Origin of the sequence: Lacrimispora sp. BS-2 (assembly GCF_040207125.1) — a bacterium.
Classification (GTDB): domain Bacteria; phylum Bacillota; class Clostridia; order Lachnospirales; family Lachnospiraceae; genus Lacrimispora.
On record NZ_CP157940.1, the window covers coordinates 1256273 to 1273947 of the forward strand.

Below are 17675 nucleotides of genomic sequence, written 5' to 3' on the forward strand. Positions count from 1 at the left end.
ATAACTTTGGGCGAAGGATGTGATTGTATGAATATCAGGGAATCCACAGAACAATGGGAGGAAGCATATTTAAGTCCTTATGCCGCTTTCAGTAAGAACAGCAAGGGAAGAGAGCGGGAGGAGGAGGCTTGTGATATCCGGACTGCCTACCAACGGGACCGGGACCGAATCATTCACTGCAAGGCATTTCGCAGGCTGAAACATAAAACCCAGGTTTTTCTGGCCCCGGAAGGGGATCATTACAGAACCAGGCTCACTCATACCCTGGAGGTATCCCAGATTGCAAGAACTATAGCAAAATCTCTGCGAATGAACGAAGACTTAACAGAGGCCATCGCTTTGGCTCATGATCTGGGCCATACTCCTTTCGGCCATTCCGGGGAAGCAATTTTGAATAAGATCTGCTCCCAGGGCTTTGCCCATTACAAGCAAAGTGTCCGGGTAGTAGAGGTTTTGGAAAAGGACGGAATGGGCTTAAATCTCACCTGGGAGGTCCGGGATGGAATCTTAAATCACCGCACCAGCGGTCACCCTTCCACATTAGAAGGCGGTATTGTCCGCTTATCGGATAAGATTGCCTATATTAACCATGACATTGATGATGCGATCAGGGCCAAGATGTTTGTTGAGGCGGATCTGCCTGAATGCTATACAGGTATTTTGGGCCACAGTGTCCGTGAAAGACTTAACAATCTGATTCATGATATTATCCGCAACAGCTACGGAAAGCCGGAGATCATCATGTCTCCGGATATGGAGAAGGCCATGCAGGGGCTGCGCACCTGGATGTTTGACAACGTTTATAGAAGCGATATCCCAAAAGCAGAGGAAGGGAAAGCACAGCATCTCATTGTCATGCTTTTTAATTACTATATGGAACACCCGGACAAGCTTACAGAGGAATACTGCACCTTAATGGAGGAAGGCCAGGAAAGCCGGGAACAGGCGGTCTGCGATTACATTGCAGGCATGAGCGACAGATATGCCATTGATAAATTTGAAGAGCTGTTTGTCCCGAAAGCGTGGAAAACGGTTTAAAGCGAATGAACTTTGATAAATACCCTGCGGGTATACCTTCATGGCCAAAATACATGGCTGGAAAAGAGGAAAGGAGATATGAAGCTTCATGCGATATTCGGAAGAAGTGATTGAAGAAGTCCGGATGAAGAATGACATCGTGGATGTGGTCTCGGGATACGTCAAGCTGCAGAAGAAGGGAAGTAATTATTTTGGCCTCTGTCCTTTTCACAATGAAAAGTCCCCTTCCTTTTCCGTATCCCCCGCCAAGCAGATGTACTACTGCTTTGGCTGCGGTGCGGGCGGAAATGTGCTTACGTTTGTCATGGAATATGAAAATTATTCCTTTTCTGAGGCCCTAAAGGTCCTGGCAGACCGGTCAGGCGTGAAGCTTCCGGTGGCAGAGTACAGCAAGGAGGCAAGGGAGCAGGAGGATCTTAGGTCCGCTCTTTTGGAAATCAATAAGCTGGCCGCCAGTTACTTTTATTACCAGCTTAAAAAACCTCAGGGTGAGGCTGGCTACCGTTATTTAAGGGACAGACAGTTAAGCGACGAAACCATAACCAGGTTTGGGCTGGGCTATTCCAATAAGACAAGCGATGACCTTTACCGGTATTTAAGGGGCAAGGGATATGAGGATAGCCTGTTAAAGCAGACCGGACTGGTGACCATTGAGGAACGGGGGACCTATGATAAGTTTTGGAACCGGGTGATGTTCCCTATTATGGATGTGAATAACCGGGTCGTTGGTTTCGGAGGCCGGGTCATGGGCGCCGGGGAGCCAAAGTACTTAAACTCACCGGAGACAAAGCTTTTTGATAAAAGCCGGAATTTATATGGCTTAAATTATGCCAGGCTTTCACGGGAAAAATACATATTGATCTGCGAGGGGTACATGGATGTGATCGCAATGCACCAGGCCGGCTTCACCAATGCGGTGGCCTCCCTGGGAACGGCCTTTACCACCCAGCATGCCCAGCTCTTAAAGCGGTATACGGATAAAGTGGTCCTCACGTATGACAGCGACGGCGCGGGTGTTAAGGCTGCCCTCCGTGCCATTCCCATTCTTAAGGAAGCAGGTATATCCATTCGCGTGCTTAACATGCAGCCCTATAAAGATCCGGATGAATTCATAAAGAATCTGGGAGCAGAAGCATTCCGCCAGCGGATCGATGAGGCCCGTAACAGCTTCCTGTTTGAAATTGATGTGCTGAAAAAGAACTATAAAATGGATGATCCGGAGCAGAAGACAGAATTTTACAATCAGGTGGCCAGGAAACTTCTGGAATTCCCGGAAGCCCTGGAACGGGAGAATTATTTAGAAGCGGTATCCAGGGAATTTTTTATCAATTATGAAGACTTAAAACGCCTGGTCAACCGTTTGGGTGCTTCTCTGGGACCGTCTGTTTTCACTCAGAGGGAAGAAGAGGGAAAACTAAAAAACCAGAGGAAAAAGGAAAAGGAAGATGGTGTAAAGCAGTCCCAAAGGCTGCTTCTGACCTGGCTCATTGAAAATCCATTATTATTTGATAAGATTGAAGGAGTGATCACTCCCGATGATTTTATAGAAGAACTATATCACAAGGTGGCACGTATGGTTTTTGACGGACACGCTGCCGGAACATTAAATCCGGCCGAGATCTTAAATCATTTCATTCATGATGAAGGTCAATACCGGGCAGTCGCAGGTCTTTTTCATGCGAGCTTAAAAGAGTCCCTAGATAATGAAGAGCAAAAAAAGGCGTTTTCGGAAACAATTATGAAAGTGAAAAAAAACAGTCTGAATTATGCCAGCCGCCATGCAGCAGGGATTTTAGAACTGCAGAATATTATAAAGGAACAGGCTGCGCTAAAGGATTTGCATATTTCGCTGGATTAGGGTGTACACTATAGGCAGGCTGTGGAAGGATGGAAGAACATGGACGAGAATGTGAAGAAGGCAGCAGATAAGATGGTGGGGTCAAGAAAAACGGAAGAAGAACAGGCTGCAGAGCTTAAGGCTATGGAGTCAGCCGCTGTATTTGAGGGAAAATTAAATCAGCTTCTCCTCCTGGCAAAAAAGAAACGGAATGTACTGGAAAACCAGGAAGTTCTGGATTTTTTCACGGGAGAGAATCTGGATTCGGATAAACTGGATCAGATTTATGATTTTCTGGAAAACAATAAGGTAGACGTACTTCAAATCGGCGGGGAAGAGCTGGATTTGGATGAGGATCTTTTCATTGAGGAAGATATCGAGGATGAAGAAGAAATCGATATGGAAAGTATTGATTTATCTGTTCCGGAAGGTATCAGCGTGGAGGATCCGGTCCGCATGTATTTGAAGGAGATCGGCAAGGTTCCGCTTCTTTCCAGTGAAGATGAGATTGAGCTTGCCAAGAAAATCGAACTGGGTGACGACGATGCAAAGCAGAGACTGACGGAGGCCAATCTGCGTCTGGTGGTCAGCATTGCCAAACGCTATGTAGGGCGGGGAATGCAGTTTTTAGATTTGATCCAGGAAGGAAATTTGGGACTTATTAAGGCTGTGGAAAAGTTTGACTACCGGAAGGGTTATAAGTTCAGCACCTACGCGACCTGGTGGATCAGACAGGCCATTACCCGTGCCATTGCGGACCAGGCCCGTACCATCCGGATCCCTGTTCATATGGTGGAGACCATCAACCGTCTGGTTCGTGTATCCAGACAGCTCTTACAGGAACTGGGACGGGAACCGGTGGCCGAGGAAATAGCAGCAAGAGCCGATATGCAGGTCGACCGGGTCAGGGAAATCATGAAGGTATCTCAGGAGCCGGTATCCTTAGAGACTCCCATTGGAGAGGAAGAGGACAGCCATCTGGGAGATTTTATTCAGGATGAGCAGGTGGCCGTTCCGGCTGATGCCGCCACATTCACCATGCTCCATGAGCAGCTGATGGAGGTGCTTGACACTCTTACCGAGCGGGAGCAAAAGGTTTTAAAGCTGCGTTTTGGTCTTGATGACGGGCGGCCCAGGACCCTGGAAGAGGTAGGAAAAGAATTTAATGTTACAAGAGAACGGATTCGCCAGATAGAGGCAAAAGCACTGCGCAAACTGCGCCATCCCAGCAGAAGCAAGAAGCTTAAGGACTATCTGGATGATTAAGATACAAGACGGAGTTTAAGATGAAGCTATCAAAGCGTTTGGAAACGATCGCTTCCTTTGTTCCGGAAGGAAGCAGAATCGCTGATATTGGAACTGATCATGGTTATATTCCTATCCATTTGGTACAGGAAGGAAAAGCAAAACATGCCATTGCCATGGATGTGCGGGAGGGCCCCTTGTTACGGGCCCGGGCCCATATCCAGGAGGCAGGCTTACAGACTCAGGTAGAGGTCCGTTTAAGCGACGGACTTTTAAAATTGGAGGAAAACGAGGCTGATTGTGTAGTTATAGCAGGTATGGGCGGAGAACTGATGATACATATTCTGGAGGCAGGCCGGGATTTATGGGAAAACATTCCTTACTGGGTCTTATCCCCCCACTCAGAGCTGGACAAGGTGCGCAGATTCCTGGAAGAACAGGAATTTTTTATTGAACGGGAGACTATGATAAAGGAAGAAGGCAAATATTATACCGTTATGGGGGTCAGCAGAGAGACAAAAGCGGGTAATATAGAGGAACGGGAGATTTCCTACCGTTATGGCAAGAGCCTGCTGGAATCAAAAGATCCTGTTTTAAAGGAGTATCTTAAAAAGGAAGAAGAACAGCTTGAGCAGATTATGAAGGGGCTTTCCGTGAACGGTACCGGCGCAGCGGTCAGAAGAATGGAAGAACTGAAGCTTGAATTGGCCTATAATAAGGAGGCACAGGATGCGGTGCGATGAATTGATAAAAAAACTGGAACAGTTGGCACCGCCAGCCTGTGCCTGTGATTGGGATAATGTTGGCCTTTTAGCAGGCCGTAGTGATAAAGAGGTAAAAAAGGTTTTTATCGCCTTAGATGCTACTGATGAGGTGGTTGAGAATGCTGTCCTTTGGGGGGCAGATTTATTGATTACCCACCATCCCCTTATTTTCAAGCCTTTGAATAAAATCAATGACAAAGATTTTATATCCAGGCGGATTATAAAGCTGATCCGCAATGATATTTCTTATTACGCCATGCATACGAATTTTGATGCGGCGCCTGGCTGTATGGCAGATGCGGCTGCAGAAAAGCTTGGGCTTACAGAATTAAAGGTGTTGGAAAAAGAAGGCGTGATGCAAAAGGAAACGTCTGAAGGACAAAAAGAAACGGTATATGGAATCGGAAAAACGGGGTATCTTAAGAAAGAGATGACAGTAAGAGAGATCGCCGCTCTTGTAAAGGAACGGTTTTGTCTTCCTTTTGTTACGGTTTACGGAGAGGACGCACCAGGGGAGCCAGTCCGTTTTGTGGGCATAAGCCCGGGATCTGGAGGAAGTATGATCAAGCCGGCTCTGGAAGCAGGCGTAAAGGTCTTTATAACCGGCGATATCGGCCACCATAATGGAATCGATGCCGCAGCAAACCATATGGCTGTCATTGATGCCGGCCATTATGGTCTGGAATACCTGTTTCTGGATTTTATAGAAGAATTTCTAAAGAAAGAAGCAGGGGAGAACCTGGAAATCTCCAAGGCAGAAGTGGAATTTCCTGAAACATTCATATAAGGAGGAAGTGTATGGCAGTTGTTACAATAAATGGTGTGGATAAGGAATACCCCATTGGCACGTCTTATCAAGAAATTGCAAAAGAGTATCAGTCCCAGTATGAAAATGATATATTACTGGTCAGTATAAACGGAAAATTAAGTGAGCTTCATAAAACGGTCCAATTCGACTGCAGCCTTCGTTTCTTTACAGGGAAAGATCAGCCTGGAATCCAGACCTATCACAGAAGCGCTATTTTTGTCATGATGAAAGCCTTTTACGATGTGGCTGGTGCGGAAAATATTGAAAAAGTGACTGTGGATTTTTCTCTTGGGAAAGGCTATTATATTGAGGCTCATGGAAAGATTCAATTGACAGAGGAACTGCTTTCCCGGGTAAAGGCCCGCATGCAGGACTATGTGAGCCAAAAGATCCCGATCATGAAGCGGAGCGTAAACACGGATGATGCCATTGATCTGTTTCACAAGCACAGGATGTATGACAAGGAAAGATTGTTTCGTTACCGCCGGGTTTCCCGTGTCAATATTTACAGCATAGGCGGCTTTGAAGATTACTACTATGGATACATGGTACAGAATACAGAATACATTAAATACTTTGACCTGATATTATTTGATGACGGCTTTATGCTTATGCTGCCCCAGAAGGAAAATCCGGAAGAAGTGCCTGCTTTTGATCCTGAAAAGAAGCAGAAGCTGTTCCGGGTGCTGAAGGAGAGCGTGAGATGGGGGGAACGGCTGAATGTATCCCATGTTGGCGCTCTGAATGAAGAAATTGCATCGGGCAACATCAACGAACTGATTTTAATCCAGGAGGCCCTGCAGGAAAAGAAGATTGCTGAGATCGCGGCAAAAATTGGTGCCGACAGGAGCAAGAAATTTGTAATGATTGCCGGGCCATCCTCATCCGGGAAAACCACCTTTTCCCACCGCCTGTCCGTTCAGCTAAAGGCTCAGGGAATGAACCCTCATCCCATTGCCGTGGATGATTATTTTGTGAATCGGGTAGACAGTCCGAAAAATCCGGACGGAAGCTACAATTATGAGGTTTTGGAGAGCCTGGACATTGAACAGTTCAATAAAGACATGACAGCCCTTCTGGCCGGAGAAACAGTGGAAATGCCGCGGTATCAATTTAAAACAGGGGTCCGGGAGTACAGAGGTGATTATTTAAAGTTGGGAAAAGACGATATCCTGGTCATTGAAGGAATCCATTGCTTAAATGACAGGCTGTCCTATACTCTGCCAAAGGAAAGTAAATTCCGTGTATACGTAAGCGCCCTGACCCAGTTAAATGTTGATGAACACAACCGGATTCCAACAACCGATTGCCGCCTGATCCGCCGGATGGTACGGGATGCCAGAACAAGAGGCGCTTGTGCACAGGACACCATACGCATGTGGCCGTCGGTAAGAGCAGGAGAGGAAGAGTATATTTTCCCCTTCCAGGAATCTGCGGATATGATGTTCAACTCAGCTACAGTCTATGAGCTTTCTGTGCTGAAGCAGTTTGCGGAACCGCTGTTATTCGGAATACCAAGAGAATCTCCGGAATACATGGAAGCAAAGCGTCTGCTGAAATTCCTGGATTATTTTCTTGGAGTCAACAGTGAGGATATTCCCCGTAATTCCATTGTCAGGGAATTTATCGGAGGAAGCTGTTTTAAGGTTTAAGAAGGAAATTGGCTTTACAAACAAATAAATTTGTGATATGTTAGTATAGCTTATGAGAAGCTGTCTTTTTCACTTTTCATAAAAGGTGCTGTTTTTAGCACCGTCCATCCAATTATGAAAACAGTTTTTTCATAATATAGTTTTGAGTAAGACAAATGGCCGCAGCTGCAAAGCCGAAAGGCTGCAGGTGAGGAAAGTCCGGGCTTCACAGGGCAGGATGCCAGATAACGTCTGGCGGAGGCGACTCTAGGGAAAGTGCAACAGAAATATACCGCCGCTTAATGCGGTAAGGGTGGAAAGGTGGTGTAAGAGACCACCGCCCTTCTGGTAACAGGAGGGGTCCATGTAAACCCCATCCGAAGCAAGACCGAACAGGGAGCATAAGGCGGCCCGTCTGCTCCCGGGTAGGTCGCTTGAGCCTGCCGGCGACGGCAGGCCTAGATAGATGGCCATTCAACGACATAACCCGGCTTATCGTCTTACTCAAAGCTTAAAAAATGGGACTATTTTAAAATGGTCTCACTGAAAAACAATGCACAAAAAATGCGCCTTGATCAACAAGGCGCATTTTTATCGTTAAACGGATATTTGCAATCCGTGACCCTGCTTACTTATAACCGAATAGCAGTTATTGCAGATTCATCTCCTGACGGCAACGTTTATTTTGTGTATTTTTCTTCACAATACATGCAGCGGTAGACTTCTTTGTCTTCATCGGCAAGATAGAATATATGTGGAAGCCCCTGCTCAATGGAGGTAATGCAGCGGGGGTTCTTACACTGGATCACGTTGGTGATCTTTTTGGGAAGGCTTAGGGCCTTCTTTTCCACAATCAGGTTATCCCTTATAATGTTGACTGTAATGTTATGGTCAATATAGCCCAGGATGTCCAGATCAATGTGGTCTAAGCCGCCTTCAATTTTTATAATATCCTTTTTTCCCATCTTATTGCTTTTTGCATTCTTAATGATGGCAACCTGGCAATCCAGCTTGTCCAGACCCAGGTTATAGTAAATTTCCAGGCTTTTTCCGGCTTCAATGTGGTCTAATACGATTCCTTCTTTTAATCCACTGATATTTAACATGATTTTTCTACCTCCAGTAATGTCATGATAAGAGCCATACGCACATACACGCCGTACTGCGCCTGCTTAAAGTAAGCGGCTCTGGGATCCTCGTCAATTTCCACTGAGATTTCGTTGACTCTTGGAAGGGGATGAAGAACATACATATCTTCCTTCGCCAGTTTCATTTTCTTTTTGTCCAGAATGTAGCAGTCCTTCAACCGAATGTAATCCTCTTCATTAAAAAAGCGCTCTTTTTGAACGCGGGTCATATAAAGGATATCAAGAGATGGCATTGCTTCATCAAGGCTGTCCATTTCCACAAATTCAATGTTGTTGGCTTTTAACACATCTTCACGGATGTATTCAGGTACTCGCAGTTCCGGGGGAGAAATCAAGATGAATTTAATGTTTTTGTAACGTACAAGAGCATTAATCAGAGAGTGAACCGTGCGGCCGAATTTCAAATCACCGCAGAGGCCGATGGTCAGATCATTTAAGCGGCCTTTTAAAGAACGTATGGAAAGAAGATCAGTCAGAGTCTGGGTCGGATGCTGGTGGCCTCCGTCTCCGGCATTGATTACCGGTATGCTGGAATGGTTAGCCGCTACCAGCGGAGCCCCTTCCTTGGGATGTCTCATGGCACAAATGTCTGCGTAGCAGGAAATGACCCGAATGGTGTCAGCAACACTTTCTCCTTTTGCGGCAGAACTGGAGTCGGCAGAAGAAAAGCCTAGTACACTGCCGCCCAGATTCAACATGGCAGCCTCGAAACTCAAACGAGTTCTTGTACTTGGCTCATAAAATAATGTCGCTAATTTTTTTCCATCGCATACATGAGAATATTTTGGAAGATTTTCTTCGATATCTTTGGCCAGATTTAAGAGCTGCCCTGTCTCTTCCACACTAAAGTCTAACGGGTTAAGTAAATGTCTCATAAGAATCTCCTTTATCCACTAAATTAAGGTTTAAAATTCTATCCCATCTACTATACAGTATTAGTTAAAATATTTCAACACTTTTTTAAAAATTATGGTATAATTTAGGCCTGAAACTTTTTTCCAGAAGTTGGATGGAAACCCCTGTAAGGAATATTTAAGGAAGTGTAAGAAAATAAAGAATGACCGATGGAAATGTCTTGTTGTATAATGTGTATGCAAAGTCAAGTGTCTCGTGGTAAGCTGCAGGATATTTGATCTTTGCAGCAGTTGCCAGTTGCAGGCGTGCTTACATTCCTGTGCCTGGCTCATTGCTTGCAAAAATAAAGAAAGGAGGTGTCTGTTTTGGCGGAAGGAAAGACACCTATGATTCAGGTCAAGAATCTTTATAAGGTGTACAAAGTGGGAAACACAAAGGTCTATGCGTTAAATGGCGTGGACTTTACTATATATAAAGGGGAATTCTGTGCGATCGTAGGCCCCTCCGGTTCCGGTAAATCCACTCTCTTAAATATGTTGGCCGGCCTTGAGAAGCCATCAAAGGGAGAGATTGTCATCGGCGGGAACCATATAGAAAAGCTTTCGGAAAATCAGCTGGTATCATTCCGCAGAAAGCATGTGGGTTTTATTTTCCAGTCCTATAATCTTTTAAAGACCATGAATGCAGTAGAGAATGTGGCCTTGCCTCTGTCATTTCGGGGTGTGCCAAAGAAAACAAGGAATGAAAAGGCAAAGGAGTACATAAAACTGGTAGGGCTTGAGAAGCAGATGAAGCATATGGCTAACGAGATGTCGGGAGGTCAGCAGCAGAGGGTCGGCATTGCAAGAGCTTTGGCAGTAGATCCTAAGATCATCTTTGCGGATGAGCCCACTGGTAACCTGGATTCCAAGACTACCAGGGAAATTTTAAGCTTAATGCAGAAAATCGTGAGGGAGCAGAATCAGACCCTGGTCATGGTTACTCATGATAATTATATTGCAAAGTTTGCAGACAGACAATTCCATATAGTAGATGGAAAAATCTTTAAAATTGAAGAACAGCATCATGAGTATACGAAGGAGGATATGGGAAATGAAGAAGGGTAGGAAAGGATTTTTATGGCTGCTTGTGGCCTTTATAATTATTTCTGCTGTGCCGGGGCAGGCTTTTGCATGGCAGGGGGATGATCGCTGGATTGATGTCAGCAAGACCCCAACCGGAAAAACAGGGCAGAGCATGACCATTCATATGGTTTTGACAGAACGGGATGGCATTGATCACAAAAATGTGGCAATCCGCTTTGAAGAAGGACTGGCAAATCAGGAAAGCGATGCAAAAGAAAACGGAGAAGAATATTCAGGAAGTATTTTCCCTTTTGAGATTACTTCCGGCATCTTTGACAATAAAAAGATAGGCAATTTAAAAAGTGATAGTACTAAAAACGTATCTCTTACCGCAATGGTGCGCAGAGACATTCCAGACGGATATTATTCAGTACCTATAGAGATTGTAGCAAACGCAACGGTAAAAAACGACGGTTCGCCTATTGCTCATGGAAAAATCAACATCTGGATCACAAAATCCGCTTCAACCACGGAATCCGGGAAAGACGAAGGAACTATCCAATTTGAGCTGGGAGAAAACCAGAACACGCCTTTTGGCATTTATCCAGATACCATGAATTTCAATATAAATGTCCGGAATTCCTCCAAGATTACGGCTTTTGATGTAGACATCCGGATGGGTCTGAGCCAGGACAGCACCAAGTTCCCTTTTGATATTAATGATGGAAACTACACCCGGCATTATGACCGGCTTGGCGGGGGCGAGACCGTGGAGATTCCCTACAGCATGAATATCCGCAAAGATGTTTACAGCGGATACTATCCCATCGCCTTTATCATCGAATACCGTGACAGCACAGATGGAGACATCCACAAAGCAGAAGAGACCTTCTATGTCAAGGTTCAGAATAAAGACAAGGAAGAAGAGACCGGTGATTTCAATGCCAATGACAGGACAAAGGCAAGAATTATTGTGGATGGCTTCCAGACGAATCCGGAGACCGTCTATGCCGGGGACGAATTTGAAATGATCCTTCACATGAAGAACGCATCCGAAAATGTTGCGGCAAGTAATATCCTCTTTAACCTGGAATCTGAAAAAGTTACGGACAGTGCGGTATTTACCATGGATTCCGGTTCCTCCTCCATTGTTGTGAATTCTCTTGCCGCGGGCCAGACTACAGATATAAAGGTGAAGCTTCGGGCAGGAGCCTGGGTTGATCAAAGAACCTATGCCATCACCATCAATGAAAAGTATGACAGCCCTGAGTTTAAAAATGCGGAAGAAAAGGTGACGGTGAACATTCCTGTCAAGCAGGTCTCCCGGCTGAACACGGGGACAATTGAGATAATGCCGGATTCCATTTCCGTGGGTTCAGAGACAAATGTGATGTTTCCCATTAATAACACGGGAAAGGTTCTCCTCTATAACGTAATGGTGGCCTTTGTGGGAGATTCCATCCAGCAGACCAACAGCTATGTAGGAAATATAAAGCCGGGAGAGTCCGGAAATGTGGATGCCATGATCTCAGGAACAACTCCATCTACAGATGATGGGAAGGTCAAGGTTTTGATCACCTATGAAGATGAAAATGGGATAGTCAGCGATCCCATTGAAAAAGAGATATCTTTAACGGTAACAGAACAGGAGGACTTGGATTCCGGAATGGATGGTATGGGAGATTTTCCGGCAGGAACAGAGCCGGAAGGCTCGTCCAAATACGGAAAAATCGTTATTCCGGCGGTGATTGCTGTTTTGCTTATAGGAACCATTGGTACTGTAATTGTGCTTAAAAAGCGAAAAAAGAAAAAAGAAGCAGAAGCATTAGAAGCAGATACATTAGAGGCAGATACATTGGAAGCAGAAACATTAGAAGCAGATGTATTAGAAGCAGATGTATTAGAACCGGAAGCATTAGAACCAGAAGAGGAAAAAAACAATGAGATTTAGCGATTTGCTTTCCATGAGTGTAAATAACTTAAGACGCAGGAAGCTAAGGACATTTTTAACGGTTCTGGGAGTTTTGATCGGTACGGCTTCCATTGTTGTCATGGTGTCCTTGGGGATCGGTTTTAATGAACTTACTATGGAACAGATCGCTTCCTATGGAAGCCTTACGGAAATTTCCGTATATTCCAACGCTATGTGGGGAGGAAATGACAGCAGCAAGGATCCTAATTACATGACAGATGATGTGATCTCACAGTTTGGGCGGATCGAGCATGTTACCACAGCTTCTCCCCTTTTGGAGACCAATGTTTTGATGACCCAGGGTGCTTATCGGGGATACATCAACCTTATTGGCGTTTCCCAGGAGTATATGAATAAAATTCCGTTAAAGGAAGGCAACATCCCGGAGTCGGGAAAAAGAGACCTCCAGATGGTTGTGGGAAATATGGTCGCCAGGAATTTCAGCAATCCCAAAAGCAATCGTTACGACTATTATGATGATCCCTCCAGCATTCCTGACATTGATTTTATAAATAGGCCCCTGTTTGTGATTTTTGATATGGATGCCTACTATCAGTCACAGGGCGGGGGGACAGGTGATGGAGGCGCATCGGTTAAACCTCCTAAAAAGTATCTTATTCCAACGGCCGGACTGGTGGCAGGAGGGCCGGAGGAATGGAATAGTTACAGCTACAACGTTTATGTGGATATAGATGCCTTAAAATCCCAGTTGAAACAGATTTTTAAAAAGAAAGCCATTCCCAATCAGCCTACCAATAAAAAGGGGAAGCCCTATAACTATTTTATTTACCAGCAGGCGGTTGTGGAAGTGGATGATATGAACAATGTAATGTCAGTACAAAAAGCCATTTCAGATATGGGCTTTCAGGCCAACAGCAATATGGAGTGGCTGGAACAGTCCCAGAAACAGGCCAAGATGGTTCAGGCTCTTCTGGGAGGGATCGGAGCCGTATCCCTGTTTGTAGCTGCCATCGGCATTGCCAATACCATGATGATGTCCATTTATGAAAGAACAAAAGAGATCGGAATCCTTAAGGTTCTGGGCTGCGATATGAATAATATCAGAAACATGTTTCTTCTGGAATCCGGCTTTATAGGCTTTTTAGGGGGAATCACAGGGATTCTGTTCAGCTACGGGGTTTCATTCCTGATTAATAAGTTCCTTTCAGGCAGTTTTATGCAGGGCATGCCCGGCGATCTTTCAAGGATCCCTCCATGGCTTTCCCTGGCGGCCGTGGGCTTTGCTGTTTTTGTAGGAATGGCCGCAGGATTTTTCCCTGCCTTAAGAGCCATGAAGCTGAGTCCTCTTGCAGCCATAAGAAATGAATAGCTGTTTTTAAAAAGAGGGCTTGCATTTCTCCGGAGAATATTATATGATGATGTACAAGGTACGTGCGACTGGCGGATGAGTGGAGTTTTACCACGGGGAGCACGATACGAAAAAGCCGACCGCCTGGGTGCCCTATGGGATGCCCAGGCGGTTTTTTACGTGAATAACCAGCCAAATGAGCATGTTTTCATTCAGAAAGGAGACCAGATCTCATGAATTTGATTTCTTTACAAGACGATTTAAGGAGCAATTCCTATCCGGGAAGAGGTATTATAATGGGAAAAACACCGGATGGAACAAAGGCGGTTGCCGCTTATTTCATTATGGGGAGAAGCGAAAACAGCCGCAACCGTGTATTCGTAGAGGAGGGGGAAGGAATCCGTACCCAGGCCTTTGACCCTTCAAAGGTCACGGACCCAAGCCTTATTATTTATGCTCCTGTGCGGGTTATGGGGAATAAGACCATTGTGACAAACGGAGATCAGACCGATACCATTTATCAGGGAATGGATATACAACTGACCTTTGAACAGTCCTTGCGATGCAGGGAATTTGAACCGGATAGTCCCAATTACACGCCCCGTATTTCCGGGATTATGCATATAGAAGACGGACGCTTCAATTACGCTATGTCCATCATAAAGAGCAATCATGGGAATCCGGACGCCTGCAACCGCTATACCTTTGCTTATGACAATCCGGCACCAGGAGAAGCCCATTTCATTCATACCTATATGCATGATGGAAATCCCTTACCAAGCTTTGAAGGGGAGCCAAAGCTGGCGGATACCCTTGATGATCTGGATGAATTTACTTCCATGATATGGGAAAGCCTCCATAAGGAGAATAAGATCTCTCTCTTTGTAAGATATATTGACATAGAATCCGGAGCTTGTGAGACCCGGATCGTAAATAAAAATCAATGACAGGAGTACAGAAGATGAATGAGCTGGAATTAAAATATGGCTGTAACCCCAATCAAAAGCCCTCAAGGATTTTTATGCCAGACGGGAAAGAACTTCCAATCCAGGTTTTAAGCGGCAGACCGGGATATATCAATTTCCTGGATGCCTTTCATGGCTGGCAGCTTGTAAAGGAGCTAAAGGAAGCGACTGGCCTTCCGGCAGCAACCTCCTTTAAACACGTGTCCCCGGCCGGTGCAGCAGTGGGACTGCCTCTTGACCCGGTACTTGCACAGATTTACCGGGTAGAGGATATGGAAGACCTTTCTCCCCTGGCCTGTGCCTATGCAAGGGCAAGAGGCGCTGACCGTATGTCCTCCTTCGGGGACTTTATTTCCCTGTCAGATATCTGTGATGCGGATACTGCAAGGATTATCAAACGGGAAGTATCAGACGGCGTCATTGCTCCAGGATATGAGCCGGAAGCACTGGAAATCTTAAAGTCCAAGAAAAACGGCAATTATAACATCATCTGTATTGACCCGGATTACCAGCCGGAGGCTCTTGAGAGAAAACAGGTTTTTGGAATCATGTTTGAGCAGGGAAGAAATGAAGGGAAAATTGATGAGGAGCTTTTAAAGAATGTTGTGACAAAGAACAGGGAAATCCCCCAATCAGCAAAAATTGACTTAATCATTTCCCTTATTACTTTAAAATACACCCAATCCAACTCTGTCTGCTTTGCAAAGGGCGGACAGGCCATTGGAATCGGAGCAGGTCAGCAGTCCCGCATCCACTGCACCAGACTGGCAGGAAATAAGGCGGATAACTGGTTTCTTCGTCAGGCACCTAAAGTCCTTGACCTTTCTTTTGTAGACGGCATTGGCCGTGCAGACCGGGACAATGCCATTGACGTCTACATCGGAGAAGATTGTATGGATGTAATTGAAGACGGCAGATGGGAAAATATTTTCAAGATAAAACCAACCGTATTTACAGCAGAAGAAAAGCGGGCATGGCTTAGCCGGCTGACAGAGGTTTCTCTGGGATCTGATGCCTTCTTTCCATTTGGTGATAACATTGACCGGGCTTACAGAAGCGGTGTGAAGTACGTTGCCCAGCCAGGCGGATCAGTTCGGGATGACCAGGTAATTGAAACCTGTGACCAATACGGAATGACCATGGCTTTTACCGGAATCCGTCTGTTCCATCATTAAGCGCAAAAGGGAAATCCAGGATAAATGTGGCCTGTATTGCTTGTTTTACGGTGAAAAAGGAAAATAAGTACCAGCCTATATTTTTTGTAAAAGCACTTTAGAGAGAAGGGCGGCATAAAATAAGAGTAAGTAAGTTTAAGGTGGCTTTCTTTGAAAACTTTTCCCAAACCTTTAACTGCGCGAGAAGAACGAGAGTGTCTGGAACGATACCAGGAAGGGGATCGGGAGGCGAGAGCCACACTCATCGAGCGGAATATGCGCCTGGTAGCACATGTGGCAAAAAAATATCAGAATACGGATTACGATATGGAAGACCTTCTTTCCGTAGGAACCATTGGACTTATTAAAGCCGTCAATACCTTTCATCCAGACAGAGGCTCCAGACTGGCCACTTATGCGGCCAAATGTGTGGAGAATGGTATCCTATCATAACGGCTCCAAAGGTGCCAAAATCAAGGGAACCGGTGTATGCCTGTAACAGCAGGGCGTGCACCGGTTCCTGTTGTGTTGTAACCTTTCCGCCAATATTCCTCCCCGGTAAAGAATATTTGATTATGTCCAACATATATATTGATAAATAACTAATTTAGAGAAGGAGGCAAGGATATGGTGAAATTAGTTGCTATTGGCAACCGGTTTATGAAGGATGATGCCATAGCAATCAGAGCCGCCGAGATATTGGAAGACCATCTGAAATGCCAGGATATTCATGTAATCATTGGTGAAACTGATTTTCAAAGCTGCTTTTATTTACTGGATAAGGATGACTTTGTTTTTATACTTGATGCATTTTCCTCAGGGGCGGAGCCTGGAAGTATTCATATGTTCCGTCTGGAAGATGTGATGTCACAGCCTTCTTTATTCTCCATGCACCATGATTTGAGCATGGTGGAACTCATGAAGCTATATGGCAGTCAGTTTAAGGGCTATCTGCTGGGCATTGAAGTCTTTGAAATCGGGTTTGACCAGGAGCTGAGCACTGTTTTAAGGGATAAGCTGCCCCGGATCTGCAGAGTAATCGAATGCGCAATTAAAAAAATCATATCGGAGGAAGTCACTTATGCAGGGAAAATTCCATTGCGAGAATTTTGAAACTGACAATTACCGTACATACAAACAGCCATATAAGTGAGGACAGCATTCGTGAACAATTTTCGGAAAGAAAGAATACCCTTATTGGAGACTGGACAAACATATTGGTCAATAAGCGAGAAATAGAACCACTTACTGCAATTATCGACAGTATTGACGGCGAAAAATTCCAATGAGAAAGGCCTGATTTCTATCCGGCAAAATATAACAATTATTCTGTATTTTATTTTGGGAGGTTTTTTCATGGAATTAAATCTGTTTTTGGATTATATCGGGAACTGCGTCAGGCACATTAACGAGGATGTAGAAAGGCTTCACTCCAAACAGTACAACGATAGCGTTGTATTAGACCATTTGAGCAGTGAAGTGATCATGCTGGAAAGTCATATCAAATATTTCACTCAGTCAAACCGACTGGCCATGGAAGAGATAGAATATCCGTATCAGACCAGCTATGTAAATCAGACTCAGGTGGAAGCTCCTCCAAGATATTTTACACTGGAAGAATTATCACAGTATAATGGAAAGAACGGAGCTCCGGCTTATGTTGCGGTAAATGGAGTGGTGTATGATGTGACAAATAATTCCGTCTGGAGAGGAGACAGCCACTTTGGCCTTAATCCTGGAAATAATTTATCAATAGATTTTGCAACATGCCATCCAGGAGCAATGGTTTTAACCAGATTGCCCATAGTCGGTTATTTAGCCACAGAGTAAAGCTGGTGATGAATTTGGATTGTTCAGGCTTTCAATGTCCTTATGAGGAAAGCAG

15 protein-coding genes, 1 other RNA gene, 1 pseudogene and 1 riboswitch are annotated in these 17675 nt (G+C 45.0%); of the genes and pseudogenes, 15 read left to right on the forward strand and 2 right to left on the reverse strand.

Going from position 1 to position 17675, the window contains the following annotated elements:
- Window positions 1-27: 27 nt before the first annotated feature.
- From ABFV83_RS05980 to rnpB, 7 genes are all read left to right on the forward strand, one after another.
- Entirely contained in the window at window positions 28-1038 is a 1011-nt protein-coding gene (locus ABFV83_RS05980) for a deoxyguanosinetriphosphate triphosphohydrolase (RefSeq protein WP_349948010.1), read from the forward strand.
- A gap of 88 nt (window positions 1039-1126) precedes the next feature.
- Window positions 1127-2896 carry a DNA primase gene (dnaG, locus tag ABFV83_RS05985; protein ID WP_349948011.1) on the forward strand — a complete coding sequence of 590 codons (1770 nt, stop codon included), beginning with the start codon at window positions 1127-1129 and terminating at the stop codon, window positions 2894-2896.
- A 123-nt stretch (window positions 2897-3019) separates the two neighbouring features.
- A complete protein-coding gene (rpoD, locus tag ABFV83_RS05990) occupies window positions 3020-4141 on the forward strand; it encodes an RNA polymerase sigma factor RpoD (protein WP_349948872.1) in 1122 nt (373 codons plus the stop codon).
- Between the two features lie 20 nt (window positions 4142-4161).
- A complete protein-coding gene (locus ABFV83_RS05995) occupies window positions 4162-4863 on the forward strand; it encodes a class I SAM-dependent methyltransferase (protein ID WP_349948012.1) in 702 nt (233 codons plus the stop codon).
- Complete coding sequence (locus ABFV83_RS06000; protein WP_349948013.1) at window positions 4850-5671, forward strand: Nif3-like dinuclear metal center hexameric protein; 822 nt, start codon at window positions 4850-4852, stop codon at window positions 5669-5671. Before ABFV83_RS05995 ends, ABFV83_RS06000 begins: the two co-directional genes overlap by 14 nt.
- 11 nt (window positions 5672-5682) lie before the next feature.
- Complete coding sequence (locus tag ABFV83_RS06005) at window positions 5683-7344, forward strand: nucleoside kinase (RefSeq protein ID WP_349948014.1); 1662 nt, start codon at window positions 5683-5685, stop codon at window positions 7342-7344.
- A 143-nt stretch (window positions 7345-7487) separates the two neighbouring features.
- Window positions 7488-7834: RNase P RNA component class A (gene rnpB, locus ABFV83_RS06010), an RNA gene on the forward strand.
- 169 nt (window positions 7835-8003) lie between these two features.
- Here rnpB and ABFV83_RS06015 read toward each other — a convergent pair.
- Window positions 8004-8429, reverse strand: a complete 426-nt coding sequence (locus tag ABFV83_RS06015) for an aspartate carbamoyltransferase regulatory subunit (protein ID WP_349948015.1) — start codon at window positions 8427-8429, stop codon at window positions 8004-8006.
- Window positions 8423-9346 (reverse strand): aspartate carbamoyltransferase, encoded by a 924-nt coding sequence (gene pyrB, locus ABFV83_RS06020; RefSeq protein ID WP_349948016.1) that lies wholly within the window; start codon window positions 9344-9346, stop codon window positions 8423-8425. Before pyrB ends, ABFV83_RS06015 begins: the two co-directional genes overlap by 7 nt.
- Window positions 9347-9712: 366 nt before the next feature.
- Between pyrB and ABFV83_RS06025 the strand changes: the two genes are divergently transcribed.
- From ABFV83_RS06025 to ABFV83_RS06060, 8 genes and pseudogenes are all read left to right on the forward strand, one after another.
- Window positions 9713-10432 carry an ABC transporter ATP-binding protein gene (locus ABFV83_RS06025; protein WP_349948873.1) on the forward strand — a complete coding sequence of 240 codons (720 nt, stop codon included), beginning with the start codon at window positions 9713-9715 and terminating at the stop codon, window positions 10430-10432.
- On the forward strand, window positions 10419-12341 hold the full coding sequence (locus ABFV83_RS06030; RefSeq protein ID WP_349948017.1) for a hypothetical protein: 1923 nt from the start codon (window positions 10419-10421) through the stop codon (window positions 12339-12341). Before ABFV83_RS06025 ends, ABFV83_RS06030 begins: the two co-directional genes overlap by 14 nt.
- Entirely contained in the window at window positions 12331-13692 is a 1362-nt protein-coding gene (locus ABFV83_RS06035) for an ABC transporter permease (RefSeq protein ID WP_349948018.1), read from the forward strand. Before ABFV83_RS06030 ends, ABFV83_RS06035 begins: the two co-directional genes overlap by 11 nt.
- A gap of 54 nt (window positions 13693-13746) precedes the next feature.
- Window positions 13747-13828: riboswitch (ZMP/ZTP riboswitch) on the forward strand.
- Window positions 13829-13904: 76 nt separating this feature from the next.
- Complete coding sequence (locus tag ABFV83_RS06040) at window positions 13905-14618, forward strand: IMP cyclohydrolase (RefSeq protein WP_349948019.1); 714 nt, start codon at window positions 13905-13907, stop codon at window positions 14616-14618.
- A gap of 14 nt (window positions 14619-14632) precedes the next feature.
- On the forward strand, window positions 14633-15811 hold the full coding sequence (locus tag ABFV83_RS06045) for a phosphoribosylaminoimidazolecarboxamide formyltransferase (protein WP_349948020.1): 1179 nt from the start codon (window positions 14633-14635) through the stop codon (window positions 15809-15811).
- Between the two features lie 150 nt (window positions 15812-15961).
- Window positions 15962-16237 (forward strand): annotated as a pseudogene (locus tag ABFV83_RS06050) (sigma-70 family RNA polymerase sigma factor); the annotation flags it as partial.
- 180 nt (window positions 16238-16417) lie between these two features.
- Complete coding sequence (locus ABFV83_RS06055) at window positions 16418-16903, forward strand: hydrogenase maturation protease (protein ID WP_349948021.1); 486 nt, start codon at window positions 16418-16420, stop codon at window positions 16901-16903.
- 243 nt (window positions 16904-17146) lie between these two features.
- Window positions 17147-17620 carry a cytochrome b5 domain-containing protein gene (locus tag ABFV83_RS06060; RefSeq protein WP_349948022.1) on the forward strand — a complete coding sequence of 158 codons (474 nt, stop codon included), beginning with the start codon at window positions 17147-17149 and terminating at the stop codon, window positions 17618-17620.
- The last annotated feature ends 55 nt before the right edge of the window (window positions 17621-17675 follow it).

Bases quoted from the DNA above. Each gene is read 5' to 3' on its own strand.
- ABFV83_RS06060 (WP_349948022.1), top strand. From the start codon at position 17,147: ATGGAATTAAATCTGTTTTTGGATTATATCGGGAACTGCGTCAGGCAC.
- ABFV83_RS06045 (WP_349948020.1), top strand. From the start codon at position 14,633: ATGAATGAGCTGGAATTAAAATATGGCTGTAACCCCAATCAAAAGCCC.
- rpoD (WP_349948872.1), top strand. From the start codon at position 3,020: ATGGAGTCAGCCGCTGTATTTGAGGGAAAATTAAATCAGCTTCTCCTC.
- pyrB (WP_349948016.1), bottom strand. From the start codon at position 9,346: ATGAGACATTTACTTAACCCGTTAGACTTTAGTGTGGAAGAGACAGGG.
- ABFV83_RS06025 (WP_349948873.1), top strand. From the start codon at position 9,713: ATGATTCAGGTCAAGAATCTTTATAAGGTGTACAAAGTGGGAAACACA.
- dnaG (WP_349948011.1), top strand. From the start codon at position 1,127: ATGCGATATTCGGAAGAAGTGATTGAAGAAGTCCGGATGAAGAATGAC.
- ABFV83_RS06005 (WP_349948014.1), top strand. From the start codon at position 5,683: ATGGCAGTTGTTACAATAAATGGTGTGGATAAGGAATACCCCATTGGC.
- ABFV83_RS06030 (WP_349948017.1), top strand. From the start codon at position 10,419: ATGAAGAAGGGTAGGAAAGGATTTTTATGGCTGCTTGTGGCCTTTATA.
- ABFV83_RS06035 (WP_349948018.1), top strand. From the start codon at position 12,331: ATGAGATTTAGCGATTTGCTTTCCATGAGTGTAAATAACTTAAGACGC.
- ABFV83_RS06015 (WP_349948015.1), bottom strand. From the start codon at position 8,429: ATGTTAAATATCAGTGGATTAAAAGAAGGAATCGTATTAGACCACATT.
- ABFV83_RS05995 (WP_349948012.1), top strand. From the start codon at position 4,162: ATGAAGCTATCAAAGCGTTTGGAAACGATCGCTTCCTTTGTTCCGGAA.
- ABFV83_RS06055 (WP_349948021.1), top strand. From the start codon at position 16,418: ATGGTGAAATTAGTTGCTATTGGCAACCGGTTTATGAAGGATGATGCC.
- ABFV83_RS06040 (WP_349948019.1), top strand. From the start codon at position 13,905: ATGAATTTGATTTCTTTACAAGACGATTTAAGGAGCAATTCCTATCCG.
- ABFV83_RS05980 (WP_349948010.1), top strand. From the start codon at position 28: ATGAATATCAGGGAATCCACAGAACAATGGGAGGAAGCATATTTAAGT.
- ABFV83_RS06000 (WP_349948013.1), top strand. From the start codon at position 4,850: ATGCGGTGCGATGAATTGATAAAAAAACTGGAACAGTTGGCACCGCCA.